General features: G+C 73.8%; 23 protein-coding genes and 1 pseudogene. 13 read left to right on the forward strand and 11 right to left on the reverse strand.

Annotated elements, in window-relative coordinates:
• Positions 1 to 69: 69 nt before the first annotated feature.
• Positions 70 to 501, forward strand: a complete 432-nt coding sequence (locus tag ACIQUT_RS14890; protein ID WP_403563079.1) for a DUF6185 family protein — start codon at positions 70 to 72, stop codon at positions 499 to 501.
• Complete coding sequence (locus ACIQUT_RS14895) at positions 429 to 1,262, forward strand: DUF6185 family protein (RefSeq protein ID WP_403563081.1); 834 nt, start codon at positions 429 to 431, stop codon at positions 1,260 to 1,262. The genes ACIQUT_RS14890 and ACIQUT_RS14895 overlap by 73 nt, the downstream gene beginning before the upstream one ends.
• A 6-nt stretch (positions 1,263 to 1,268) precedes the next feature.
• On the opposite strand, the gene ACIQUT_RS14900 is transcribed toward ACIQUT_RS14895, so the two are convergent.
• Positions 1,269 to 1,496, reverse strand: coding sequence for a hypothetical protein (locus ACIQUT_RS14900; protein ID WP_403563082.1), 228 nt, complete (start codon positions 1,494 to 1,496; stop codon positions 1,269 to 1,271).
• Between the two features lie 218 nt (positions 1,497 to 1,714).
• Between ACIQUT_RS14900 and ACIQUT_RS14905 the strand changes: the two genes are divergently transcribed.
• A complete protein-coding gene (locus ACIQUT_RS14905) occupies positions 1,715 to 1,885 on the forward strand; it encodes a hypothetical protein (RefSeq protein WP_403563185.1) in 171 nt (56 codons plus the stop codon).
• 97 nt (positions 1,886 to 1,982) lie between these two features.
• On the opposite strand, the gene tnpA is transcribed toward ACIQUT_RS14905, so the two are convergent.
• Positions 1,983 to 2,411: an IS200/IS605 family transposase gene (gene tnpA, locus ACIQUT_RS14910; RefSeq protein ID WP_403563084.1), complete on the reverse strand. Its 429-nt coding sequence runs from the start codon at positions 2,409 to 2,411 to the stop codon at positions 1,983 to 1,985.
• A gap of 95 nt (positions 2,412 to 2,506) precedes the next feature.
• Between tnpA and ACIQUT_RS14915 the strand changes: the two genes are divergently transcribed.
• The 3 genes and pseudogenes from ACIQUT_RS14915 (at position 2,507) to ACIQUT_RS14925 (ending at position 5,605) form a co-directional block, all read left to right on the forward strand.
• A complete protein-coding gene (locus ACIQUT_RS14915; protein ID WP_403563086.1) occupies positions 2,507 to 3,715 on the forward strand; it encodes an RNA-guided endonuclease InsQ/TnpB family protein in 1,209 nt (402 codons plus the stop codon).
• Positions 3,716 to 3,753: 38 nt separating this feature from the next.
• Positions 3,754 to 4,547: pseudogene (locus ACIQUT_RS14920) on the forward strand (hypothetical protein); the annotation flags it as partial.
• Positions 4,529 to 5,605 (forward strand): phosphotransferase family protein, encoded by a 1,077-nt coding sequence (locus ACIQUT_RS14925; protein WP_403563181.1) that lies wholly within the window; start codon positions 4,529 to 4,531, stop codon positions 5,603 to 5,605. The pseudogene ACIQUT_RS14920 and the gene ACIQUT_RS14925, both read left to right, overlap by 19 nt.
• A gap of 160 nt (positions 5,606 to 5,765) precedes the next feature.
• Here ACIQUT_RS14925 and ACIQUT_RS14930 read toward each other — a convergent pair whose 3' ends face one another.
• On the reverse strand, positions 5,766 to 6,203 hold the full coding sequence (locus ACIQUT_RS14930; protein WP_403563088.1) for a hypothetical protein: 438 nt from the start codon (positions 6,201 to 6,203) through the stop codon (positions 5,766 to 5,768).
• Between the two features lie 218 nt (positions 6,204 to 6,421).
• On the opposite strand from ACIQUT_RS14930, the gene ACIQUT_RS14935 reads away from it, so the two are divergent.
• From ACIQUT_RS14935 to fxsA, 4 genes are all read left to right on the forward strand, one after another.
• Positions 6,422 to 6,862: an Lrp/AsnC family transcriptional regulator gene (locus ACIQUT_RS14935; RefSeq protein ID WP_179178588.1), complete on the forward strand. Its 441-nt coding sequence runs from the start codon at positions 6,422 to 6,424 to the stop codon at positions 6,860 to 6,862.
• Between the two features lie 90 nt (positions 6,863 to 6,952).
• Entirely contained in the window at positions 6,953 to 8,599 is a 1,647-nt protein-coding gene (locus ACIQUT_RS14940; RefSeq protein ID WP_403563090.1) for an amidohydrolase, read from the forward strand.
• Between the two features lie 270 nt (positions 8,600 to 8,869).
• Positions 8,870 to 9,661 carry a polyprenol monophosphomannose synthase gene (locus ACIQUT_RS14945; protein WP_403563092.1) on the forward strand — a complete coding sequence of 264 codons (792 nt, stop codon included), beginning with the start codon at positions 8,870 to 8,872 and terminating at the stop codon, positions 9,659 to 9,661.
• Between the two features lie 224 nt (positions 9,662 to 9,885).
• Positions 9,886 to 10,470: an FxsA family membrane protein gene (gene fxsA / locus ACIQUT_RS14950; RefSeq protein WP_403563094.1), complete on the forward strand. Its 585-nt coding sequence runs from the start codon at positions 9,886 to 9,888 to the stop codon at positions 10,468 to 10,470.
• A 199-nt stretch (positions 10,471 to 10,669) separates the two neighbouring features.
• Here the strand turns inward: fxsA and ACIQUT_RS14955 are convergent, their stop codons facing one another.
• The 3 genes from ACIQUT_RS14955 to ACIQUT_RS14965 form a co-directional block, all read right to left on the reverse strand.
• Positions 10,670 to 11,044, reverse strand: coding sequence for an RNA polymerase-binding protein RbpA (locus ACIQUT_RS14955; protein WP_007262928.1), 375 nt, complete (start codon positions 11,042 to 11,044; stop codon positions 10,670 to 10,672).
• Positions 11,045 to 11,390: 346 nt separating this feature from the next.
• Complete coding sequence (locus tag ACIQUT_RS14960) at positions 11,391 to 12,773, reverse strand: MFS transporter (protein WP_403563095.1); 1,383 nt, start codon at positions 12,771 to 12,773, stop codon at positions 11,391 to 11,393.
• Between the two features lie 68 nt (positions 12,774 to 12,841).
• On the reverse strand, positions 12,842 to 13,612 hold the full coding sequence (locus ACIQUT_RS14965) for a glycerophosphodiester phosphodiesterase family protein (protein ID WP_403563097.1): 771 nt from the start codon (positions 13,610 to 13,612) through the stop codon (positions 12,842 to 12,844).
• A gap of 254 nt (positions 13,613 to 13,866) precedes the next feature.
• Here ACIQUT_RS14965 and ACIQUT_RS14970 point away from each other — a divergent pair, with 254 nt between their 5' ends.
• Positions 13,867 to 15,387: a PLP-dependent aminotransferase family protein gene (locus ACIQUT_RS14970; protein WP_403563099.1), complete on the forward strand. Its 1,521-nt coding sequence runs from the start codon at positions 13,867 to 13,869 to the stop codon at positions 15,385 to 15,387.
• Between the two features lie 134 nt (positions 15,388 to 15,521).
• Here ACIQUT_RS14970 and ACIQUT_RS14975 read toward each other — a convergent pair whose 3' ends face one another.
• Both ACIQUT_RS14975 and ACIQUT_RS14980 read right to left on the reverse strand, forming a co-directional pair.
• Positions 15,522 to 17,159: a hypothetical protein gene (locus ACIQUT_RS14975; protein WP_403563103.1), complete on the reverse strand. Its 1,638-nt coding sequence runs from the start codon at positions 17,157 to 17,159 to the stop codon at positions 15,522 to 15,524.
• A 35-nt stretch (positions 17,160 to 17,194) separates the two neighbouring features.
• Complete coding sequence (locus ACIQUT_RS14980; RefSeq protein ID WP_030162614.1) at positions 17,195 to 17,389, reverse strand: hypothetical protein; 195 nt, start codon at positions 17,387 to 17,389, stop codon at positions 17,195 to 17,197.
• Positions 17,390 to 17,662: 273 nt separating this feature from the next.
• Here ACIQUT_RS14980 and ACIQUT_RS14985 point away from each other — a divergent pair, with 273 nt between their 5' ends.
• The gene (locus ACIQUT_RS14985) at positions 17,663 to 18,085 is read left to right on the forward strand and encodes an ankyrin repeat domain-containing protein (RefSeq protein WP_403563106.1); all 423 of its coding nucleotides are present in this window, start codon (positions 17,663 to 17,665) and stop codon (positions 18,083 to 18,085) included.
• A 342-nt stretch (positions 18,086 to 18,427) separates the two neighbouring features.
• Positions 18,428 to 19,825: a HEAT repeat domain-containing protein gene (locus ACIQUT_RS14990; protein WP_403563108.1), complete on the forward strand. Its 1,398-nt coding sequence runs from the start codon at positions 18,428 to 18,430 to the stop codon at positions 19,823 to 19,825.
• A 722-nt stretch (positions 19,826 to 20,547) separates the two neighbouring features.
• On the opposite strand, the gene ACIQUT_RS14995 is transcribed toward ACIQUT_RS14990, so the two are convergent.
• Genes ACIQUT_RS14995 through ACIQUT_RS15005 form a run of 3 tightly spaced genes read right to left on the reverse strand, consistent with a single transcriptional unit; the run spans position 20,548 to position 22,810 of the window.
• Entirely contained in the window at positions 20,548 to 21,438 is an 891-nt protein-coding gene (locus ACIQUT_RS14995) for a biotin-dependent carboxyltransferase family protein (protein WP_403563110.1), read from the reverse strand.
• Positions 21,435 to 22,052, reverse strand: a complete 618-nt coding sequence (locus tag ACIQUT_RS15000) for an allophanate hydrolase subunit 1 (protein ID WP_403563112.1) — start codon at positions 22,050 to 22,052, stop codon at positions 21,435 to 21,437. Before ACIQUT_RS15000 ends, ACIQUT_RS14995 begins: the two co-directional genes overlap by 4 nt.
• Entirely contained in the window at positions 22,049 to 22,810 is a 762-nt protein-coding gene (locus ACIQUT_RS15005; protein WP_403563183.1) for a LamB/YcsF family protein, read from the reverse strand. The genes ACIQUT_RS15000 and ACIQUT_RS15005 overlap by 4 nt, the downstream gene beginning before the upstream one ends.
• Positions 22,811 to 22,941 lie beyond the last annotated feature (131 nt).

A 22,941-nucleotide genomic window follows, 5' to 3' on the forward strand; every position in this document is an offset into this window, starting at 1 on the left:
CACGCGTTGTGCAGGGCGGATCCTGGGGCGGTGATCCGCCCCGGTTGTTCCTCGCCGAGTCTGCTGCGCGTGCTGCTGCTGGTCTGCCTCATACTCTCCGCAACGGGAACGGCCGGCGCTGCTGAGGCCGGGTCGGCCGATTGTCGAGCCGACCAGCTCAAGAAGGCCAAGGTCACGGCGCTGGCGGAGTTCAAACACCGAGGTGACGACTACAGCAAGCTCACCAGCACGTTGGATGTCAGTGTGCCCGCCGAGTGGGTGCGCGCCTCCGACCTGCTCCTGGACACCCACTCGCCGGACTACCGTTCAGCGCTGAGGTGCCTGGTGGGTAAACCCTTGAGCGACCCTGACGACTTCCGTGACGATGAGTATCGCTTCAAGCCGGTTACGCCCTCACCCTGCTGTTGTGCCTGGGTGCGGCCTGGGGCGTGCTCGCCTTGGGCTCTTCCACTTCAGTACTGGAGAAGCCCTCCGCCGACAACGCACCGCTGGGAAGGGTGATCTCCCGGACCGAGCGGGCCGACGTCCTGCGCCTGGCGCGCCGGTTCCGGGAGCTCCAGGCGCGTCTGCACCATCTCGGAACTGTGGATCCGGCGGAGCGTGCCGCGGTACAGGAGTCGATCGAGGTCGAGATCGACCGGCTGGACCAGTCGTTGCCGGAGGGTGTCAGGCCCGCCGATCTGCCCTTCGCCTGTGGCCCCATGCCCACGTGGTGGGGCAACGCACGCAGGGGGGCTGTCAACGCGGGCCTCATCGGGCTTCCCGTGACAGGCTTGGTGTACTGGATCACGGCGGTCAAGGACGAATCCTGGGTCCTGAACACACAGGACCCGGCGGGATTCCTCTGGATCACGGTCGAGATCCTCTTCCGGCAGGTCACCTGGATCGTGGGAGGATTCTTCGTCGGGGCGTTGTGGCGTGACCTGCCGGGCCGTCACGGGCCGACGAAAGCCATCTTCGTCGCGTTCGCGTTCGCCGTCCCGGCGGCAGCCGACTTCGTCCTCGCCCAAGCCCTCGGCGGGTACGTACCCTGGGCGATCGGCGACATCGCCGCGTTCGGGTCGGTGATGACGTGCACGGGCCTCGTCATGGACCTGCAGACCTTCCAGGATGAGCGGCGCTACTGGCCGACCCATGCGAGTCTCGTTGCGTACGTCTACCGGATGCGCTTCGCCTCGCTGGCGTTCTTCCTGGCGCAGCTGCTCGCGCTCGCCACGATCTGGAAGACTTTTACGGAGGGCGGCCAATCTCCTTCTCCGTAGCCTGCTTCAGTTCTCGAAGAGCGGGCCCGCCGGCCAGATCGGGGATGTTGCCACGCGGGACCACTCCGGGTCGCGGTAGCCCGGCAGGGTGCGCCCGTCGTCGGCCCAGCGGACCAGCAGCGCGCGGTAGATCGGCGGGTCGGACTGCCGGTGCTGAACCGATTCTCCGGCGGTGTGCGGCGCCGGGCGGCGGCGTCGGGCCGGTCTCGGTGCGGGCGTGTCGAGTGCGGTCATACCCGGACCAACGCACGGCCCGAACGACGGGTAACCGCGCGCGCCCTCCGCGTTTGCGTTCGAGGCGTCCCCGTACCGTCCTGCGCAGCGTACGGGGGCGGTCGCCCAGACGTGCCGGGGTGTCAGGGAATGACAGAAGTATGGGCGCCGGTGCTGTTTCTGACGTACTGTCAAGTGCGTTCGGCCGGACCCCGCCCCCGTGCCCCTGGAGCTGCGCCATGCCCGCGGACCGCCCCGTCCCCCTGGACGAGTACCCCATCCACCAGGCCCCGCTGTCGATGAAGCGCGTCGTCACCGGCGACCGCAACGCCTACGACCGCTGCATCTTCCACGTCTTCGACCACGCCGGCCGGGCCGTCCTCATCGCCGGCCTCGGTGTCTACCTCTGATCTTGGCCAGTGCTCCGCCCTTCAGGGCGGGGGTGAAGGCCATCCTTGGCCCGGAGGCGCGGAGTGCCGGGGTGCTCTGCGCCTCCAAGGGTGATGGTCAGATGGGGCGCTGCTGGTTCTCGATGTACTGCTTGACGGCGGTCAGGGGTGCCCCGGCGCACGATCCGGCGAAGTAGGAGCCGGACCAGAAGTGTCCGCCCCACAGGTGTCGGCGGACGTGGCTGTCGTACTCCTGGCGCAGTCTGCGGGAGCTGACGCCCTTGAGGGAGTTGACCAGCTTGGAGAGCTGGACTTTCGGCGGGTAGTGCACGAGCAGGTGCACGTGGTCTTGTTCTCCGTTGAACTGTTTCAGCTCGGCCTCGAAGTCGGCGCAGACCTCCCGCATGATCTCTTCGGTGCGGGTCAGCATGGCGTCGGTGAACGCGTTCCGCCGGTACTTGGTGACGAAAACCAAGTGAACGTGCAGGTTGCAGACAACATGACGACCTGTTCTGACATCGGGATGAGGGTTCCAGCGCGGTGACATAAACCAATGCTAGGTTCTCGGTTGTGAGTCAAGGAGCCTTGATCAAGCGGCAGTTCGGGCATCGTGCCCGGCTTGCCCTGTCGCCTGCCCAGGTATTGACGACTGACGGTCAGGCGCACGCGGCCCGCACCATGTGGAACCTGCTGCACGCCTGGTGGCAGATGATGCCGAAGGAGAAGCAGACTCTCGCCAACGCCGACGCCGCGATCCGCCAGGCCCGCAAGGACATCGACTTCCTGGCCGTCCTGCCCGCGCAGGCCGCGCAAGCAGTGCTCAAGACCTACTTCCAGGCGTGGAAGAACTGCTGGGACGGCCGCGCCGACCCCCCGAACTTCAAGAGCCGGCTGCGCACGGTGATGTCCGTGGACATCCCGCAGGGCCGGGACCTGAACACCACCCGCGTGCACCGACGCTGGGGGCAGGTCAACATTCCCAAGGTGGGCCGGGTCCGGTTCCGGTGGACCAAGGACCTGCCCGTGGGCAAGCACGCCGGCACGGAGAACCGGATCACCGGGGCCCGGCTGGTCAAGGACGCGCTCGGCTGGCACATCGCCTTCCCCATCCAGACCCTCCAGCACAGGCCCGAGCCCCACCAGGGGCCGGACCTCGGCATCGACGTGGGCGTCACCGTGCCCATCGCCCTCTCGGACGGCACAGTGTACGAGCACGGTGAATGGCTGACCGGCAAGGAGAAGGCCAGGCTCCTGCACCTGGAGCAGCGCGCCGCACGGCGCAAGGCACACCGCAAGGCCGGAGAGCGCACCAGCGGCCGGCTGCACCGCACCTACGACCAGATCGCAGGACTGCGCGCGAAAGCCAAGCGCCGGGCCCTGGACTGGCAGCACCAGACGACCACCGCCATCGCCCGCACATACGGCACCGTCGTGGTCGAAGCACTCACCATCACGAACATGGTCAAGTCCGCCAAAAGAACCATCGAAGAGCCGGGGAAGAACGTCGCCCGGAAAGCCGGGCTGAACCGCTCCATCAGCGCAGAGGCATGGGGCCGCACCGTCACCATGCTGGCGTACAAGACCGCCCACCACGGCGGCACCCTGCACAAGGTCTCCGCCCCCGGCACCTCCCGGCGCTGCTCCGCCTGCGGCCACACCACGCCCGGCAGCCGGGAGTCCCAGGCCGTGTTCGTGTGCAAGAACCCGGACTGCGGCTGGTCGGGCAACGCCGACCACAACGCAGCCCGGAACGTCCCGCACCTGTACCGGATGGGCCACGCGCTCATCCCGGCTGCCGGGAGGGCAGTCGTCAGGCGCGCGAAGCGCGTCAAGCCCGCTACCGCAAGGTAAGCAGGAATCTCCCGGCATCAGCCAGGAGAGCACTTCAACCCAACACCGGCGTCATCGACGCGTACGCCACCCTCCGCACCGGAGACAGGCTCCTCGCCGTCCGCGCCTCCGACGCCCTCACCGACGACCGCATGAACCTCGCCGTCGGCCCGCTGCGCATCACCGTCGAGGAGCCCCTCCGGCGGATCGCCCTGCACTGCGACCCCGACCCCGCCGACCCCGACGGCCTCTCCTTCGACCTCGCCTGGACCGCCGAGTTCCCCGCCGTCTGGGAACCGCACCACACCCAGCGGCGCGGCGACCGGCTCATCCTCGAAGGCCGCCGCTTCGCCCAGGCCGGCCACATCACCGGCACCCTGCGCGCCCGGGGCGAGGAACACCTCCTCACACCCGACGCCTGGACCGGCACCCGCGACCGCAGCTGGGGCGTCCGCCCGATCCCCGGCGAGGACGGCGGCCGGGCCGCCGAGGAGCACCGGCCCGAGGGCTTCCACTGGCTCTGGATCCCCGTCCGCTTCCCGGACCGGTTCGTCATGGTCATCGTCCAGGAGGACGCCGACGGCCACCGCACCCTCAACAAGGCCGTCCAGGTCTTCCCCGACGGCAGCGGTCGCCCCGACGCCCAACTCGGCTGGCCCCACACCGACATCCGCTACCGCCCCGGCACCCCGAGAGCGCCGTCGTCCACCTCACCGACCCCGCCCGCAAACCCCTCGAACTCGGCGTGGAGATCCTCGGCTCCTCCCCGCTCGCCGTCGGCGCCGGCTGCCCGCCCGCCGCCGACTGGCAGCACGGCACCTGGCAGGGCCGCGGCTGGACCGACCACCACGTCCCCGCACCTCCACCCGGAAGCCCGAAGAACTCGCCCGGCGCCTGACCGCCTGGCTCGACGTCCGCCTCCCCGGCGTCCGCGTCCCCGCCTCCAACGGCATGTCCAGCGAAACCCTGCTCTTCGACATCGAGCACCCCGACACCCCGGTCCGCGCCTGCGCCCTGCGACTCGCCGCCGACCCGGCCGCCCACACCGTCTTCCCCGCCTACGACATGCCCCGCCAGCACCGGGTCATGAGCCTGGTCGCCGCCCACACCGACGTGCCCGTCCCGCGCGTGCACTGGCTGGAGGAGGACCCCGGGCCGCTCGGCGCCCCCTTCTTCGTCATGGCCCGCGCCGAGGGCCGGGTCCCGCCCGACGTGATGCCCTACACCTACGAGGGCAACTGGCTGCACGACGCCACCGACGCGGAACGCGCCGCGCTCCAGGAGGCGAGCATCTCCCTCCTCGCCCGCCTGCACGACCAGTTCCCCGCCAAGGAGGCCGAGTTCCTCGTCCCCGACGGATCCGGCAGCCCGCTGCGCCGCCACGTCGACGCCCAACGCGCCTACTACGCCTGGGTGGTGGACGGCCTCGCCCCGTCCCCGCTGCTGGAGCGCTGCTTCGACCGCCTGGAGGAGCTGTGGCCCGCCGACGAGGGCCCCGCCGTCCTCAACTGGGGCGACGCCCGCATCGGGAACATCGTCTACGACGGCTTCGAGCCGGTGGCCGTGCTCGACTGGGAGATGGCCGCCTGCGCCCCGCGCGAGACCGACCTCGGCTGGACCGTCTACCTGCACCGCTTCTTCCAGGACCTGACCACCGGCTTCGGCCGGCGCGGCCTGCCCGGCTTCCTGCGCCGCGAGGACCTGGAGCGCCGCTACGCCGAACTCACCGGGCACACCCCGCGCGACATGGAGTTCCACACCCTCTACGCCGCCCTGCGGCACGGGATCGTCATGCTGCGCATCGCCTACCGGCAGGCCCACTTCGGGGAGGTGGAGGTCCCGGCCGACCCCGACCGGCTGATCCTGCACCACGCCACCCTCGACGCCATGGTGCGCGGCGCGTACCGGTGACCGTACGGGCGGCCCCACCGGAAGACCCCGTACGACGGGCCGCTCCCGCTCCCGCTCTCGTTCCCGCCGCCACGCCCCCGGACACGGCTGAGGCCCGGGCCGAACGGCCCGGGCCCGGTCATCGGCCCGCCGCGACCCCGCGGCAGACCCTCCCGCCCGATCAGGCGGCCTGCGCGTGCCGGCTCCGCTGCAGCGGAACCGCAGCCCCGAGCCGTACCGGACGCGAGCCCGGGCCGCCCACGTGCGAGAACGGCTGGGTGCGCCAGTCCAGGCCCTGGGGCAGCGTCAGCATGACGACCTCCAGCTCCGGGGACTCCGCGCCCGCGCCCACCGCGGGCTGCGCGTCGGCGGCCGGGCGGCCGGTGCCCGCGCACACGGTCAGCCCGAACGGATTCCACGGGCTCAGGCAGAGCGCGTGCTCCGGCAGGTACTCCTCGTCCGCGACGAGGGCGATCGACTGGCCGCAGTCGGGGCAGATCGAGTGGCGGATCTCGAACCCCTCGCCGTCGTCGAGGTATTCGGCGTCGTCGGCGTAGTCGACCGCGCCGGGATCCAGGGGCTCCGGTTCCGTACGACCGGTGCGCTTGGTGTTCTGCATGGATGTACTCCCCCTTGGGTGGGCCGGGCGGGCAATGTTCTTCGGCCTCGGCCACACCAACCACTTCCCGTCGCGCGGCACGAGTAACCGCAACAACCCGGCGCAGTAGGACATACCCTTGTGGCTTTGGTCACATGCCCGCCGCAGGTGCCACTTGTGGGCGGACAGCACTGTGCCTGGAGCACCCTCGGGCCGTAGGTTGATCGGCTATGAGCGCTATGGAGGAACTGGACCGCCAGATCGTCGATCTGCTGGTGCGGGACGGGCGGATGAGCTACACGGACCTGGGCAAGGCCACGGGACTGTCCACGTCGGCGGTCCACCAGCGGGTACGCCGCCTGGAGCAGCGCGGCGTGATCCGCGGCTACGCGGCCGTGGTCGACCCCGAGGCCGTCGGCCTGCCCCTGACCGCCTTCATCTCGGTGAAGCCCTTCGACCCCAGCGCCCCCGACGACATCGCCGACCGGCTGGCGGGCGTACCGGAGATCGAGGCCTGCCACAGCGTCGCCGGCGACGAGAACTACATCCTCAAGGTCAGGGTCGCCACCCCGCTGGAGCTGGAGGACCTGCTCGGCCGCCTGCGCGCCCTCGCCCACGTCTCGACCCGCACCACGGTCGTCCTGTCCACCCCGTACGAAGCCCGCCCGCCCCGCATCTAGCGCCAACCGGCGGCCGGTCGGCGGGGGAACGGGCCGCCACGCAGGGGGGCGCGGTCGAACGGGCCCCCGCGAACCGGGAGACTGGTGCGCATGACTGACCGCACCGCCCACTCCGCCGACGACGCCGGAGCCTTCGCATCCGCCTCGGCCCCCGAACGGACCGTCCTCCTGCGCGGCGGCGAGGTACACAGCCCCGCCGACCCCTTCGCCACCGCGATGGTCGTCGAGCGGGGCCACATCGCCTGGGTCGGCTCCGAGGGCGCCGCCGACGCCTTCGCGCAGGGCGTGGACGAGGTCGTCGACCTCGACGGAGCGCTCGTCACCCCGGCGTTCACCGACGCGCACGTGCACGTCACCTCCGCCGGCCTGGCCCTGACCGGCCTGGACCTCTCCGGCGCCGCCTCCCTCGCCGACGCCCTCCGGCTGGTCCGCGCGTACGCCGCCCGCCGCCCCGGCGACCGCGTCCTGCTGGGCCACGGCTGGGACGCCGCCCGCTGGCCCGAGCGCCGCGCCCCCCGCCGCGCCGAGCTCGACGAGGCCGCCGCCGGCCGCCCGCTCTACCTCAGCCGCATCGACGTGCACTCCGCCGTCGTCACCACCGCCCTGCTGGACCTCGTCCCCGCCGTCACCGTCCGCGGGGACGAGCCGCTGACCCGCGACGACCACCACGCCGTCCGCAAGGCCGCGCTCGCCGCCGTCACCCCCGCGCAGCGCGCCGAGGCCCAGCGGGCCGCCCTCGACCACGCCGCCTCCCTCGGCATCGGCTCCGTCCACGAGTGCGGCGGCCCCGACATCTCCTCCGCCGAGGACTTCGCCGGCCTCCTGAACCTCGCCCGCGAGCGGCCGGGCCCGCGGGTCTTCGGCTACTGGGCCGACCGCGACCTGGAACAGGCCAAGGCCCTCGGCGCCATCGGCGCCGCCGGCGACCTCTTCGCGGACGGCGCCCTCGGCTCCCACACCGCCTGCCTGCACGACCCGTACGCCGACGCGCACACCACCGGCACCGGCTACCTCGACGCGGCCGAGATCGCCGAGCACGTCACCGCCTGCACGGAGGCGGGCCTCCAGGCCGGCTTCCACGCCATCGGCGACGCCGCCCTCACCGCCGTCGTCGAGGGCTTCCGCACGGCGGCCGACCGGCTCGGCCTCGGCCGCGTCCGCGCCGCCCGGCACCGCATCGAGCACGCCGAGATGATGACCCCGGAGACCATCGCCGCCTTCGCGGAGCTGGGCCTCACCGCCTCCGTGCAGCCCGCTTTCGACGCCGCCTGGGGCGGCGAGGACGGCATGTACGCGGACCGGCTCGGCGCCGGGCGGGCCCGCACGCTCAACCCGTTCGCCGCCCTGCTCAAGGCCGGCGTGCCGCTGGCCTTCGGCTCCGACGCCCCCGTCACCCCCTTCGACCCGTGGGGCACCGTCCGGGCCGCCGCCTTCCACCGCACCCCCGAGCACCGGATCTCCGTACGGGCCGCCTTCACCGCCCACACGCGGGGCGGCTGGCGGGCCCTCGGCCGCGACGGGGCGGGCGTGCTGGTGCCCGGCGCCCCCGCCGACTACGCGCTCTGGCAGACCGGCGAGCTGATCGTCCAGGCCCCCGACGACCGGGTCGCCCGCTGGTCCACCGACCCCCGCTCCGGCACCCCCGGGCTGCCCGACCTGACCCCGGGCCGGGACCTCCCCGTGTGCCTCGCGACCGTCGTCGGCGGCCGGGAGGTGTTCGTACGGCCACAGGGGTGATCCGCCGGGCCCCGGCCCGGTACGCGCCGCCCGGCCCGGACAGGTTCGGCCGGGCCCGCCACCGGACGTCCGGACCCGGCGGATCCGCCTGCCGGCGCGCCCGCGCCTCGGGGGCGGCGTGGGCCACGGTCACGTCCACCCGCATCCGGCGGGGGCCGTTCCGGCCCGCATCCGGCGGGGGCCGTACCGGCCCGAAGGACCGCGGGCCCCGACCACTGTTCTAAAGTCATTCCCTGTGACAGGACGTACAAGAACACGAAGGCGGACCCAGTGAGCGACGGCGGACAGCGAGGCCACGGACCGCTCGGCACGACCTTGGTGATCATCCCGACCTACAACGAGGCGGAGAACATCGGGCCGATCGTCGCGCGCGTGCGCGCGGCCGTGCCCGAGGCGCACGTCCTGGTCGCGGACGACAACAGCCCCGACGGCACGGGCAAGCTCGCCGACGAGCTGGCGGCCGGCGACGACCACGTGCACGTCCTGCACCGCAAGGGCAAGGAGGGGCTGGGCGCCGCCTACCTCGCCGGGTTCTCCTGGGGCCTGGAGCGCGACTACGGCGTGCTCGTCGAGATGGACGCGGACGGCTCCCACCAGCCCGAGGAGCTGCCGCGCCTGCTCACCGCGCTGGCCGGCGCCGACCTGGTGCTCGGCTCGCGCTGGGTGCCGGGCGGCCGGGTGGTGAACTGGCCCAAGAGCCGGGAGTTCCTCTCGCGCGGCGGCTCGACGTACTCCCGGCTGATGCTGGATGTCCCGATCCGCGACGTGACCGGCGGCTACCGCGCCTTCCGCCGCGAGACCCTGGTGGGGCTGGGCCTGGAGAAGGTCGCCTCCGCCGGGTACTGCTTCCAGGTGGACCTGGCCCGGCGGGCCGTGCGCGCGGGCTTCCGCGTCGTGGAGGTGCCGATCACCTTCGTCGAGCGGGAGTTCGGCGACAGCAAGATGAGCCGGGACATCGTGGTCGAGGCCCTGTGGCGGGTCACCCAGTGGGGCCTGCAGTCGCACGCGGCCAAGCTGACGGGCCTGGACAAGAACCGCTCCCACGACAAGGGCAGGCCCTGAGGGTCCGCGCCGCCCGAGGCCCGGGCCGCGAGGTTCGCGCCGTGTGAGGCCCGGGCCGTGTGGGGTTCGCGCCGGGCCGTGTGAGGACCGGGCCCGCCTGAGGTCCGTGCCGTCCGGCCGGTCGGCCGCGCGCCGGGCGCCGCCTGGGCACGGGTACCCCCTAGGGGATGTCCGGTACCTCCGGCTGAGCCCGCTTTTACGCAGGCCGGGGCAGACTGGATGACATGACGACCGGCGCACCCACTTCGACGGCCCACCGGCGGCGCTCGCCTGCCCGCACGTTCCTGCCCCTGGCGATCGCCGCCTGGCTGATCCTGGAGATCTGGCTGCTCGGCCTGGTCGCCGACGCCGCGGGCGGCCTGACCGTCGCCGCGCTGATCGCGGGCGGAATCGTGCTCGGCGCCGTCGTCATCAAGCGGGCCGGGCGCCGCGCCTTCAAGAACCTGTCCGACGCCTTCCAGCAGGCCCAGCAGGGGCAGCCGCCCACCGCGCCCCGGCCCGGTACGGGCAACGCCCTCACCATGCTGGCCGGCCTCCTCCTCATCCTGCCGGGCCTGCTCTCCGACGTCGTGGGCCTGCTCTGCCTGATACCGCCGGTCCGGGCGTGGATCGGCCGCCGCGCCGGCCGCCTCCTGGAGCACAGGATGGCCGCGGCACGGTCGGGGAGCCTCGCCGACGCCTTCCAGCAGGCCCGCATCCACCAGCCGGACGGCAAGGTGGTCCAGGGCGAGGTCATCCGCGAGGACCGGCCGGAGGGCCCGGACCGCCCCGGCCCCGACGCGGGGTACCGGCCGCCGCTGGCCCCCTGATCCGCGTACCGGGCCCGTTGCAGCGCGTACACGAGAACGCGTACACGCACACACGAGAACAAGACGCGTACGCGCATACGAGAGAACAAGCCGAGGGCCCCCGCCACATCTCGTGGCGGGGGCCCTCGGCTTGTTCTCTCGTCCACCGGTCAGGCGGACGCGCCGCCCACCCGGACAGGGTGGACGGGTCGTCCGGCTGTCAGGCGGACTTGCGGCTGTCCCGCGGATGCACGGCGATGTTCATGGCACCGGAGCGCAGGACCGCCAGCCTCTCGGCCAGCACCTCCTCCAGCTCCTCGCGGGTACGCCGCTCCATGAGCATGTCCCAGTGCGTTCGCGCGGGCTTGCCCTTCTTCTCCTCGGGCCCGTCCCCGTCGACCAGGAGTGCCATGGCGCCGCACGCCTTGCACTCCCACTCCGGCGGAATCTCTGCCTCAACCGAGAACGGCATCTCAAATCGATGTCCGTTCTGGCATGCGTACTCCACCGCCTGGCGCGGGGCCAGATCGATACCGCGGTCCGTCTCGTAGCTGGTAACCACGAGCCGCGTACCGCGGAGAGCTCGCTCACTCATGAATCGTGCCTCCCGGGCTTGTCGCCCACAGGACAGGTGTCGCTGTCGTCGTCATCCGGTCAACGTCCGGTCGGCGGTATAGATTCCCGCTCCGGGTGATGCGTCGCCCGTCGTGCCGCCCCTTGTTGTACCCACCAGTGCCCGTTTTGTCACATCTGGCAGCAGATGTCACCCAACGCGTTCACTTCTTCAGCACGCAGTAACGGTCCGCCTGGCAGGCCAAAGGCGTACACTACCGGCCCTTTGCTTCGACGTCGAAATCCGTTCGGAAATCGCATGGAAATCCGGCCTCCGACCGCTCGCCGGACGGACCCGGGCCGTGTCCTGATCGCGGCCGGGCCCACCGTCAGATCCGCTCCGGAACAGGATTGCCCGCCGCCTCCACCGCGCGCCGCACCGGCACCCGTGCCAGCAGCACGAAACCCAGTGCGAAGAAGACCACCAGCGAGATGATCGCGTCCCGGTAGCTGCCCGTGACCTGGTACGTCAGTCCGAAGACCAGCGGGCCGACCCAGCTCAGCCCGCGGTCGCTCATCTCGTACGCGGAGAAGTACTCCGCCTCCTTGCCCGCCGGCACCAGGTGCGAGAACAGCGACCGCGACAGCGCCTGGCTGCCGCCCAGCACCAGTCCGATCATCGCCGCGAGTGCGAAGAACCACATCGGGGTCCGCGCCGGCAGGAAGTACCCGGCGCCCAGGGTCAGCGCCCACGCGGCCAGCGAACCGAGGATGGTGCGCTTGGCGCCGTACCGCAGCGCCAGCCGGCCCATCCCCAGGGCGCCCGCCACCGCCAGCACCTGCACCAGCAGCACGGCGGCGATCAGCGTGGACTGCTCCAGCTCCAGCTCCTCCGCGCCGTAGACCGAGGCCTGCGAGATCACCGTCTGCACGCCGTCGTTGTAGATCAGGTACGCCAGCAGGAACGACAGGGTCAGCGGATAGCGCCGCATGTCCTTCAGCGTGGCGACGAGCTGCTTCCAGCCGCTGACCGGCGGAGCCGCACCCGGCTCCCGCACGACCGTCCGGTCCCGCAGCCGGCGCAGCGGGATCAGCGCGAACGCCCCCCACCACAGGCCCGCCGAGGCGAGGCAGATCCGGATGGCCATGCCCTCGGACAGCCCGAACGAGTCGTGGCCCAGGTAGAGCGCGAGGTTCGCCACGAGCATCAGGGAACCCGCGGTGTAGCCGAAGGCCCAGCCCCGGGAGGAGACGGTGTCGCGCTCGTCCGGGGTGGAGATCTGCGGCAGGTAGGCGTTGTAGAGCACCATCGACACCGACAGCGAGGCATTCGCGACGACCAGCAGCAGACCGCCCAGCAGGTAGCGGTCGCCCTCCAGGAAGAACATGCCCGTCGTCGCCGCGGCACCCACGTACGCGGCCACCGCCAGCAGCGGCTTCTTCCGGCCCGTCCGGTCCGCGAGCGCCCCCACCATCGGCATGAGCAGCACCGCCAGGATCACCGACGCCGACACCGCGTACGCGAAGTACGAGCCGGCCCGCACCGGGATCCCCAGCGGGTGCACGAACCCCTCGGCGTCCGCGGCCGCCTTCGCCACGGAGGTCAGGTACGGCCCGAGGAACAGGGTCACCACGCTCGCCGAGTACACCGACACGGCGAAGTCGTAGAAGTACCAGCCCTGCTGTTCGCGCTTGCGCGCGGCCGCCGCCGCGGCAGCCGGTCTGCCGTCCTCGGAACCGGTTCCCGCGTCCTCTGCCGTCTGCGCACCCATGAGCGCCCCCTTGCTGGTCCCCGTGTCGCGCGGCCTCCCGGCACCCGCGCGGAGGCCCCGCAGCCCTGTCAGGCCCAGGCCCCGCGCCGGTCCAGCACCGTGCGCAAGATGTCGATCCGGTCGGTCATGATGCCATCGACACCCAGGTCGAGGAGAGCCTCCATACGTTCCGGTTCGTTCACGGTCCACACGTGGACCTGCAGGCCCCGCTCGTGCGCGGCGCGCACGAACCTCCGGTCGACCACCCGGATCCCGCCCTGCGACTCGGGCACCTGCGCCGCCACGGCGCCCGCCCGCAGCGCCGCCGGTATCGCGAACGAGCGCAGCCGCAGCCCGAGGACCCCGCGCACCCCGTACGAGGTCGCCAGCCGCGGCCCGGCGATCCTGTGGGCCCGCGCCACCCGGCTCTCCGAGAACGAGCCCACGCACACCCGGTCCCACGCCCGCGCCCGGGCGATCAGGTTGACCAGCGGGTGCAGCGCCGACTCGGCCTTGATGTCGACGTTCCAGCGGGCGTCGGGGAACTCCTCCAGCAGCTCCTCGAACAGCGGCAACGGCTCACTGCCGCCCACCCGGACCTGCCGCAGGTCCTTCCAGTACCGCTCCGCGATCCGGCCGCTGCCGTCGGTGACCCGGTCCAGCGTCGCGTCGTGGAAGGCGACCAGCTTGCCGTCGGCCGTGGCGTGCACATCGGTCTCGAAGTACCGGTAGCCGGCCGCGGCGGCCCGCCCGAAGGCGGCGGCGGTGTTCTCCAGCCCGTCCGCTGCCCCGCCCCGGTGGGCGAAGGGGATCGGAGCGGGGTGGTCCAGATACGGATGGCGAAGGCTTGCGTGCGTCACTGCCGCAGTATGCCCCCTCCTCACGGCGGCCCGGCAGCCGTGCCGTGGAGCCCCGGTGAACGCCGGGGCAGCTCCCGGATCCGGATCCGGGCCCGCCCCGGCCGGGGCGGCGGGCGCGGGGCTCCGGGCGCGGGACCGTGCCCCGCCCTGGCCCGGGCGGCCCGCCCGTGGCACCCTGAGGCTTCACAAGCAATCCAATTCGGAGCACATCCCGCCCCCGGAGGGGCCAATCCGAGGAAGGTGGACCGGACGCAATGGCGGAGTGGACCTCGGCAGTGGGGGCCGCGCAGCTCGCGCGGCTCATCACCTCCCAGCAGCAGCGGCCCGGTGCCCCCGGTACCCCGGGAACCCCCGGCACGCGCAAGCCGCCCGCCTACCGCTCCCTCGCCGACGGCATCCGCCTGCTCGTCCTCGAAGGACGCGTTCCCGTCGCCGCCCGGCTGCCCGCCGAGCGCGAACTCGCCGTCGCCCTCTCCGTCTCCCGCACCACCGTCGCCGCCGCGTACGAGGCCCTGCGCGGTGAGGGCTTCCTCGAATCCCGCCGCGGCGCCGGCAGCTGGACCTCCGTCCCCGCAGGCAACCCGCTGCCCGCCCGCGGCCTGGAACCGCTGCCGCCCGAGTCCCTCGGCTCGATGATCGACCTCGGCTGCGCCGCACTCCCCGCCCCCGAGCCCTGGCTCACCAAAGCCGTGCAGGGCGCGCTGGAGGAACTGCCCCCGTACGCGCACACCCACGGCGACTACCCGGCCGGACTGCCCGCCCTGCGGCGGATGCTCGCCGACCGGTACACCGAGCAGGGCATCCCCACCATGCCCGAGCAGATCATGGTCACCACCGGGGCCATGGGCGCCATCGACGCCATCTGCAGCCTCTTCGCCGGCCGCGGTGAGCGCATCGCCGTCGAGTCCCCCTCCTACGCCAACATCCTCCAGCTCATGCGCGTCGCCGGCCTCCGGCTCGTACCGGTCGCCATGGCCGACGGACTGTCCGGCTGGGACCTGGCCTCCTGGCGGCAGGTGCTGCGCGAGGCCGCCCCCCGCCTCGCCTACGTCGTCGCCGACTTCCACAACCCGACCGGCGCCCTCGCCTCCGACGAACAGCGCCGCGCCATGGTGGAGGCCGCACGCTCCGCCGGCACCGTGCTCGTCGTCGACGAGACCATGGCCGAGCTCCGGCTCGACCCCGGCCTGGACATGCCCCGGCCCGTCTGCTCCTTCGACCCGGCCGGCTCCACCGTGGTCACCGTCGGCTCCGCCAGCAAGGCCTTCTGGGCCGGCCTGCGGATCGGCTGGGTCCGCGCCGCCCCCGACGTCATCCGCAGCCTCGTCGCCGCCCGCGCGTACGCCGACCTCGGCACACCGGTGCTGGAGCAGCTCGCCCTGAACTGGCTCATGCGGACCGGCGGCTGGCAGGAGGCCGTGCAGCTCCGCCGCGAACAGGCCCGGGAGAACCGGGACGCGCTCGTCGCCGCGGTGCGCCGGGAACTGCCCGACTGGGAGTTCGAGGTCCCGCAGGGCGGGCTCACCCTGTGGGCCCGGGCCGGCGGGCTCTCCGGCTCGCGGCTGGCCGAGGTGGGCGAGCGGGTCGGCGTACGGGTCCCCTCGGGCCCGCGGTTCGGCGTGGACGGCGCCTTCGAGGGCTACGTCCGGCTGCCGTTCACCGTCGGCGGGCCCGTGGCCGACGAGGCCGCGGCCCGGCTCGCGGCGGCCGCCCGCCTGGTCGGCACGGGCGCGGGCGGCAGCGGCGCGGAGCCCCCGCGCACGTTTGTGGCGTGAGCGCGGCCTGAGCACTCCGCGGGGGTCCGGTCATGACACCGCGGGCCGGTGGGGGCTGGGCGCGCAGTTCCCCGCGCCCCTGCGGGGCACTCCGAACCGCCGTCGACTTCGCCGCGACTGCTTGGCGCCTCACCTCACGGAGCCTCCGCCGGGACCTCCGGGATGCGGTCCGCGGCGTCTGCTTCCGCCTCCGGGCCCTGTGCCTGCGCCGGGGGCTGGGTCTGGAGCGACTTGGCCGACGCGGCCCGGCCGCCCGCGGCTGCCTGCGCCCGGGCCGGCAGCAGCTCCAGCACCGCCTCCCGGTGCGCCGGGTCGGCGTCCTCGTCGTACGGGTCCGGGGCCGCGGGCACCTGCAGACGGTGCACCGGCCCGGCGCCGAGCCGCACGTACCCGCGGCCCGGCGGCACCCGCGGGACCGGGGTGGTGTGCGGCGGCAGCCCCAGGACGTCGCCGACCTGCCCGGCCGAGGCGGGGCCGAGCACGACCCGGGCCCGCGTGTGCTGCCAGACCGCGTCGCCCAGCAGCCCCAGGTGGTCGAACTGCTCGGCCACCACCACCGTCACGTGCGCGGCGCGGCCGTGCCGCAGCGGCACCTGGAGCCGCACGAACGGATCCGGAGCCCCCTCGGCCGCCGCGACATGGGCCAGCACGCCCGGCCGGTCCAGCAGGATCCACAGCGGGCGCCGGACGTCCTCCGGCACGGGGCGCCCGGCCTCGCGCGCCCGGTGCGTGGCGACGAGGCGGCGCTCGGTCTCGTGGGCCGCCCAGTCCAGCGCCGCCAGCGCCCCGGCCGGACCGCACTCCACGGCCGGCACGCCGCGTCGGCCCGACAGGCAGGCGAACTCGCCGCTGCCGCCGCCCTCCACGACGAGGACGTCGCCCCCGTGCCGCAGCGCCTGCAGGGCGATCGACCGCAGCAGGGTGGACGTACCGCTGCCCGGGTGGCCCACGGCCAGCAGATGCGGCTCGGCGGACCGCGGCCCGGTCCGCCAGATCACGGGCGGCATGTCGTGCTGCGCGCCGTCCTCCAGCACGGGCAGGGTGCGCTGCACGCCGTCCGCGTCGGTGAAGCCCAGCACGGTCTCGCCGGGCGAGGTGACGAACGGCTGGACGGGGACACCCGCGGGCAGGGGCTCCAGGACCCGCAGGTCCAGCCGGTTGCCCTCCTCGTCCCAGTCGAAGAGGTACTCCCGGCCGCGCCCCGACTTCGCGTGCAGCAGGGCCTCGATCCGGGACCGGGAGGCCGGCTCGCCGTCCGTGAAGTACGCCGGGTAGCGGATCCGGAGCCGGGTGATCCGGCCCGCTGCGTCGAAGCCGTACTCGCTGAAGGCCCGCTGCCACTCCCCGCCGTGCGCGAAGAGCGGACTGGGGTCCTCCGGGACGGAGAAGTACGGCACGAGCGCCTCGTACAGGGAGCCGAGGCGTTCGAGCTCGGCGGGGCCCGGCCCGGCCTTGGCCGCGGCGCGCTCCCGCCCCTGCCAGGCCGCTGCCGCCATGAGGGCGGCCAGGGCGAGCAGGGGCCCGTACGGGGCGAGCGCGAGGACCAGGGCGACCGACACGCCCAGGAACAGGGCGGGACCGCGCCTGTCCTTGGGGGTGGCGGCCCACCGGCGCCGTGCGGCCGCGGCCAGGATGCGCAGGCCGCGCCCGATGACCAGCAGCGGATGGAGGACGTCCGTGGCACTGTCGGCGGCCGTTCGGGCGAGCTCGCGCCCCCGGGCGGGCGACAGGATGCCGCCGCCGAGGAGCCGGGGGAGTGGGCGCCGGGCCACGGGCGTCTCCTGGGGTTTCGGTGGGACGGGGGCGGCTAGAGCTTGATCCCGCCGAGGAGGCTCGCGAGGCTCGCCGTGCTCGCCGTGATGCTGGGGGCGATCGCGGAACCGGCGAGGAAGAAGCCGAACAGCGCGCAGACGAAGGCGTGGCTGAGCTTCATCCCGTCCTTCTTGAAGAAGAGGAACGCGATGATGCCGAGCAGGACGACGCCCGAAATGGAGAGGATCATGAGAGTTTCTCCTGGTGGGTGGGGACAGTCACCATCAGTTGTTCCAAGCTCACAGGAAGTATCAATGCGATAAAAGGTGCGTACGGGTGAATTTCCGGTTCTTTCACTTGACCGGCTCAGCCCGGGCGGCGACCAGGCCGCGCGCGAGAAGGGCCGCCCTGCCGGCCGGAGCGCGCCCGTGCCGTGGACACGGACACCATCCGTGCAGGTCGGGGCGTTACCCTGGCGATTCACCCGAACGGACGCGCACGAGTGGAAGGCGGAACGCGACCGATGAGCGAGTACCAGCCCACCGACGGAGGTTCCCAGGACGCCCCCGACGCGGACGTCATCGAGCTGGCAGGCAAGGTCTTCGACCTCGCCCGGCAGGGCGAGACCGCCGTGCTCGCCGCCTACCTCGACGCCGGCGTCCCGGCCAACCTCACCAACGACCGCGGCGACACCCTCGTCATGCTGGCCGCCTACCACGGCCACGCCGACACCGTCACCGCACTGCTCCGGCGCGGCGCCGAGCCCGACCGCGCCAACGACCGCGGCCAGACCCCGCTCGCCGGAGCGGTCTTCAAGGGCGAGGAGGCCGTCATCCGCGCCCTCCTCGCCGCCGGCGCCGACCCGCACGCCGGAACCCCCTCCGCCGTGGACACGGCGCGCATGTTCGCCAAGGCGGATCTCCTCGAACTCTTCGGAGTCAAGTAGTCCGCTTTCGGCCATGACCTGCCATGGTGTGACCCTGCACCGACCTCACGGCTTGGTCACGGCGGCCGTAAATGTGGTCGCGGCGCACAAACCGGCTGGGTCATCATGGCGTCGGATTCGATTCGCGAGCACGGCGGACGGGCAGGAGGGGGCAGGACACGACCGTGTCCGAGCCCGCCCCCTGCGGAAACCGGCCGCCGTGGTCGCGAAGCACCGACGAGAGTGAGAAGGCAATGGTCAACATCGAGCGGAACAAGACGGCGGACGTCCTCACATGCTGTTACGCGGCCCTGTGAACCCCGATTCCCGGTTGCGTCCCCAGCTTGATTTGAGGCCATTCCCATGTTCGAACCAGTCATAGCGCCAAGCGGCACCCTGCTCGGGCTCCTCCAGCGGGGCCGCGGCGACGGCACCCTGCACGCACTCGCGGCCCCCCGGGCCGAGGCCCTCCAGGCCCTCAACCAGTGCGTGCTCCGTGACCCGCGCCAGGACTGGCAGGTCGAGAACCGCTCCCTGTACTACGCCCGCCTCTACCTCGACCTCGACGGTCCCCTGGGCGAAATCGAGAGCCACCTCTTCAGCGCCGACGACCTCGTCGACGACAGCGACCACCGGACCGGCCTCGCCCTGTCCGTCCTGGGCCACCTGGCCTCGTACGGACGCGACGACGCACTCATCCTGCTGCGCCGGTACGCCGCCTCCGGCGCCAACTGGGCCTGGGCCCTCGACGAGCTCGCCCTGCGCGACGACGACGAAGGCCTGCTGTCCCTGGCAGCGCCCGTACTCGCCCGCTTCCCCGCCACGGACGAAGGTGAGGCGCGGCTGGCCGCCGCCGTCCGCGACGCCTACGAGCCCCGCCCCTGGTGCCTGTGGGAGGAGACCGCCGAGTACGGCGCCCGCCTCGGCGCGGCACGCCGCCAGGGCTCCTTCGACCGCTGGCAGCGCCAGCTCACCCCCAACGGCCCCCGGCCCGGCTGGGGCGTCCAGGCCGTCTTCGAATGGGCCGCCGACGGACTGCGCCGCGGCACCCCGCTGCACGTGCCCGCCGCGCGCTGTCTCACCGCCGTGGCCTCCCCCGAGGACCGCGGCACCATCCTCGCCGCAGCCGCGGGCGCCGCCGGAGACGCCGCCCGCGCCACCGCCCTGCACCACCTCGTCCTCGCCGAACCGGACAACCCGGTCGTCCTGGACCTCATCGAAGCCGCCGCCGACGAACCCGCCGTCGCCGCCTACGAACGGATGACCGGCTCCGCAGCCCTCGACCGGGCCCGCAGCTGGATCCACCGCCCCGACGCCCTCGGCGAAGCCGCCGCCGCCCTCCTCGCCTCCCACGGCGAAACCGGTGACGCGGGCCTCGTCCTCGGCGCCCTCCGCTCCACCGTCCGCGGCTCCGGCCCGGACTCCCCCCGCCTCTACACCCTGGTCGACGGCGCCGGCCGGCTCTCCATCGGCTGCGCGGCCCCCGTCCTGCGGCACATCTACCGCGAGACGGCCTCCTCCCACCTCCGCGGCCGCGCCGCCCGCGCCCTCGCGGGCACGGACCCCACCTTCGCGTCGGGCTTCGCGGTGGAGTGCCTGTGGGACTGCGAGGAGACCACCCGCGAGGTGGCCGCCCGCCACGCCGAGACCGCCGACGCCCGCGTCGCCCCGCGGCTCCGCCGCCTGGCATCCGACCCGGCGGAGGAGGAGGACGTCCAGTCCGCCGTCCGCAGCCGCATCGCCCCGGAGACGGCCCTGTAGGGCGGACCGGCCCGCCCCCGGGCCCGGGACGCCCCGGGCGCGCACCACGGAACACGTCGACCCGGCCGGTGAACGGCCGGGTCGACCTGTCTGCGGCTGCACTGCCACGGCTGCGGTGCTGCGGCTGAGGCAACGGCGTGCCGGGCATCGGCACGGGAGCCCGGACCGGGCCGTCGGCGCCCTTGACCACCTCAAGCGCGCCCCGGCCGGGGCGGGGCCGTCGGTGAAGCGGTGGAGCCCCGGGCCGCCGGCTGCGACGCGGGCCGCGTGCCGTCCCGGCCCACGGCCGTGCGCGGGACCACCAGCCCGGCCGCCACGGCCGTCGCCGCGGCGACGGCCGTGGCGACGGCGAGCGGTACGCCGTACCGCCGGGCGGAGGACCTGACGGGGGTCGGCTCGGGCGTCTCCGGCATCCTCGCCGGCAGCGCTGCCTTCAGCGGCTCTTCGAACGCACGGGGCCCGTCGCCCGTCGGGCTGCCTCCGGCCTGGGGCCGGGAACGTCGGGGCGGGGGACCGCCGCCCGCAGTGCGCGCCGGGCACGGTGCAGGCAGACCCGGACGGCGGCGCCGGGGCGATTCCCAGGGCCCGCGCGGCCTCGGCCGGGCTGAGCCCGTCGACGGCGACCAGGTCCAGGACGGCGCGCGCAGCGGCTCGGACGGCGCCGCGTGCCGCTCGGACCGGCCCGGATCCCGTCACCCGGATCCCGTCATCGACGGAACCTTTCAGCGCGAGGGGACGAACCTGACCGGAACCCCCGGCCGGGCCTGCGCGGCGGCGTCCAGGGCCGCGCCCGGCGGGACGACGCCGACCACCGGGTAGCCGCCCGTCACCGGATGGTCCGCCAGGAACACCACCGGCAGGCCGTCCGGCGGTACCTGCACCGCGCCCAGCACCATGCCCTCGCTCGGCAGCTCCCCGGCCCGGGCGCGGGCCAGCGGTGCCCCCGCCTCCGTGCGCAGCCCGATCCGGTTCGACGCGGGGGACACCCGGTACGCCGCACGCCACAGCGCGGCGAGCGAAGCCGGCCCGAACCAGTCCGCCCGCGGCCCCAGGCGCAGCGGCAGCACCAGCTCCGCCGGAGCCCCCGGCACCGGCAGCACGTCCGCTCCGCACACCGGATCCGGCCCGGCCGGACCCACCGGAAGCACGGTCCCGCCCGGCGGCACGGCCGGCCCCAGCCCGGACAGCAGGTCCGTCGAGCGACTGCCGAGGACCGGCGGCACGGTCAAGCCGCCCCGCACGGCCACGTAGCTGCGCACCCCCGACTCCGCCCGGCCCACCTCCAGCTCCGCCCCCGCCGGGACCCGGACCGGCGCCCCCCAGGCCACCGGGCGACCTGCCACCCGTACCGCACACGGCGCGCCCGTGACCGCCACCGTCACCGCGCCGCCGGAGCCGGCCCGGAGCCCGACCCCGTCCAGCGTGGTCTCCAGGACGGCCGCCTCCGGCGGGTTGCCCACCAGCCGGTTGGCCAGGGCGTACGCGGCGGCGTCCAGCGCGCCCGACCGGGGCACCCCCAGGTGCGCGTACCCGGGCCTGCCCGCGTCCTGGACCGTGGTCAGCGCCCCGGGCCGGAGCACTTCCAGCGCCCTCGCCGGCCTCGCGCCGCTCACCCGGCCACCTCCTCGAACCGCACCCGCACCCCCGGCGCGAACAGGGCCGCCGGCTCCCGTTCCGGGTCCCACAGCACCGCGTCCGCGGTCCCGATCAGCTGCCAGCCGCCGGGGGAGGAGCGCGGGTACACCCCGGCGTACTCGCCCGCCAGCGCCAGCGAACCCGCGGGGACCGCGGTGCGCGGTGTGTCCCGCCGGGGCAGGTGGAAGCGCTCCGGGAGCCCGGTCAGGTAGCCGAAGCCGGGCGCGAAGCCGCAGAACGCCACCCGGAAGACGACCGACCCGACGACCTCCGCCACCTCCCGCTCCCGTATCCGCCACAGCCCGGCCACCTCGGCCAGGTCCGACCCGTCGTACCGCACCGGGACGGTGACCAGCGGCCCCTCCGCCTCCGTGAGCGGCGGCACCTCCCAGCGCACGATCCGCTCCGCCAGCGCCCGCGGCTCCCGTACCCCGTCCAGCAGCACCGTCCGCGCGGCCGGTACGACGTCCCGTACGGGCCCCAGCCCGCCCGCGTCGCACCGGCGCAGCACCTCGGCGTGGAGCGCGGCCACCTCCGCCGCCGAGTCCAGCTCGACCAGCACCGCCTCGCCGCCCACGGCCAGGGCCCTCACGCGAAGGCCTCCACGCGTACGCCCGCCGCGTCGAGGGCCTGCCGCACGCGCCCCGCGAGCCCGGCCGCCCCCGGGGTGTCCCCGTGCAGGCACAGCGAGCGCGCCGGCACCGCGATCCGCGAGCCGTCCGCAGCCGCCACCGCGCCGTCGGCGGCCAGGGCCACCGCCCGCGCGACCACCGCGTCCGGGTCGTGCAGCACCGCCCCCGGCTCCCCGCGCGGCACCAGCGTCCCGGCAGGCGTGTACGCCCGGTCCGCGAACGCCTCCGGCACGGGCGTCAGCCCGGCCGCCTCCGCCGCGCTCAGCAGCGGCGACCCCGGCAGGCCCAGCACCGGCAGGTCCCGGTCCGGGCCCGCCGCCGTGCGCACCCCGGCGACGACCGCGGCCGCCTGACCGGCATCGTGCACGGTGCGGTTGTACAGCGCGCCGTGCGGTTTCACGTACGACACCCGGGAGCCGGCCGCCCGCGCGAACACCTCCAGCGCCCCGATCTGGTAGGCGACCTCGTCCGCCAGCTCGTCCGGCGGCACGTCCATCGAGCGCCGCCCGAAACCCGCCAGATCGCGGTACGAGACCTGCGCGCCGATCCGCACCCCCCGCTGCGCGGCCAGCTCGCACACCCGCCGCATGATGGACGGGTCCCCGGCATGGAAGCCGCACGCGACGTTCGCACTGGTCACGACGGACAGCAGGGCGTCGTCCTCGGTGAGCGTCCAGCGCCCGAACCCCTCACCCAGGTCGGCATTGAGATCGATCAAAGGTGTGATCACGGAAGCCATGGCGTGAGCCTAGGCGCTCCGCGGAAGGTGCTGCGATGGGCCGGCAGACACCCGCGGCCCGGTTGCGGCCGGTCGCGCAGTTCTCCGCGCCCCTTCGGGGCGCTGCCGCA

Origin of the sequence: Streptomyces sp. NPDC090445, from assembly GCF_044769385.1 — a bacterium.
Lineage (GTDB): Bacteria > Actinomycetota > Actinomycetes > Streptomycetales > Streptomycetaceae > Streptomyces.

Bases quoted from the DNA above. Each gene is read 5' to 3' on its own strand.
- ACIQUT_RS14990 (WP_403563108.1), top strand. From the start codon at position 18,428: ATGTTCGAACCAGTCATAGCGCCAAGCGGCACCCTGCTCGGGCTCCTC.
- ACIQUT_RS14900 (WP_403563082.1), bottom strand. From the start codon at position 1,496: ATGACCGCACTCGACACGCCCGCACCGAGACCGGCCCGACGCCGCCGC.
- ACIQUT_RS14930 (WP_403563088.1), bottom strand. From the start codon at position 6,203: ATGCAGAACACCAAGCGCACCGGTCGTACGGAACCGGAGCCCCTGGAT.
- ACIQUT_RS14960 (WP_403563095.1), bottom strand. From the start codon at position 12,773: ATGGGTGCGCAGACGGCAGAGGACGCGGGAACCGGTTCCGAGGACGGC.
- ACIQUT_RS14940 (WP_403563090.1), top strand. From the start codon at position 6,953: ATGACTGACCGCACCGCCCACTCCGCCGACGACGCCGGAGCCTTCGCA.
- ACIQUT_RS14985 (WP_403563106.1), top strand. From the start codon at position 17,663: ATGAGCGAGTACCAGCCCACCGACGGAGGTTCCCAGGACGCCCCCGAC.
- ACIQUT_RS14905 (WP_403563185.1), top strand. From the start codon at position 1,715: ATGCCCGCGGACCGCCCCGTCCCCCTGGACGAGTACCCCATCCACCAG.
- ACIQUT_RS14970 (WP_403563099.1), top strand. From the start codon at position 13,867: ATGGCGGAGTGGACCTCGGCAGTGGGGGCCGCGCAGCTCGCGCGGCTC.
- tnpA (WP_403563084.1), bottom strand. From the start codon at position 2,411: ATGTCACCGCGCTGGAACCCTCATCCCGATGTCAGAACAGGTCGTCAT.
- fxsA (WP_403563094.1), top strand. From the start codon at position 9,886: ATGACGACCGGCGCACCCACTTCGACGGCCCACCGGCGGCGCTCGCCT.
- ACIQUT_RS14980 (WP_030162614.1), bottom strand. From the start codon at position 17,389: ATGATCCTCTCCATTTCGGGCGTCGTCCTGCTCGGCATCATCGCGTTC.
- ACIQUT_RS14935 (WP_179178588.1), top strand. From the start codon at position 6,422: ATGGAGGAACTGGACCGCCAGATCGTCGATCTGCTGGTGCGGGACGGG.
- ACIQUT_RS14955 (WP_007262928.1), bottom strand. From the start codon at position 11,044: ATGAGTGAGCGAGCTCTCCGCGGTACGCGGCTCGTGGTTACCAGCTAC.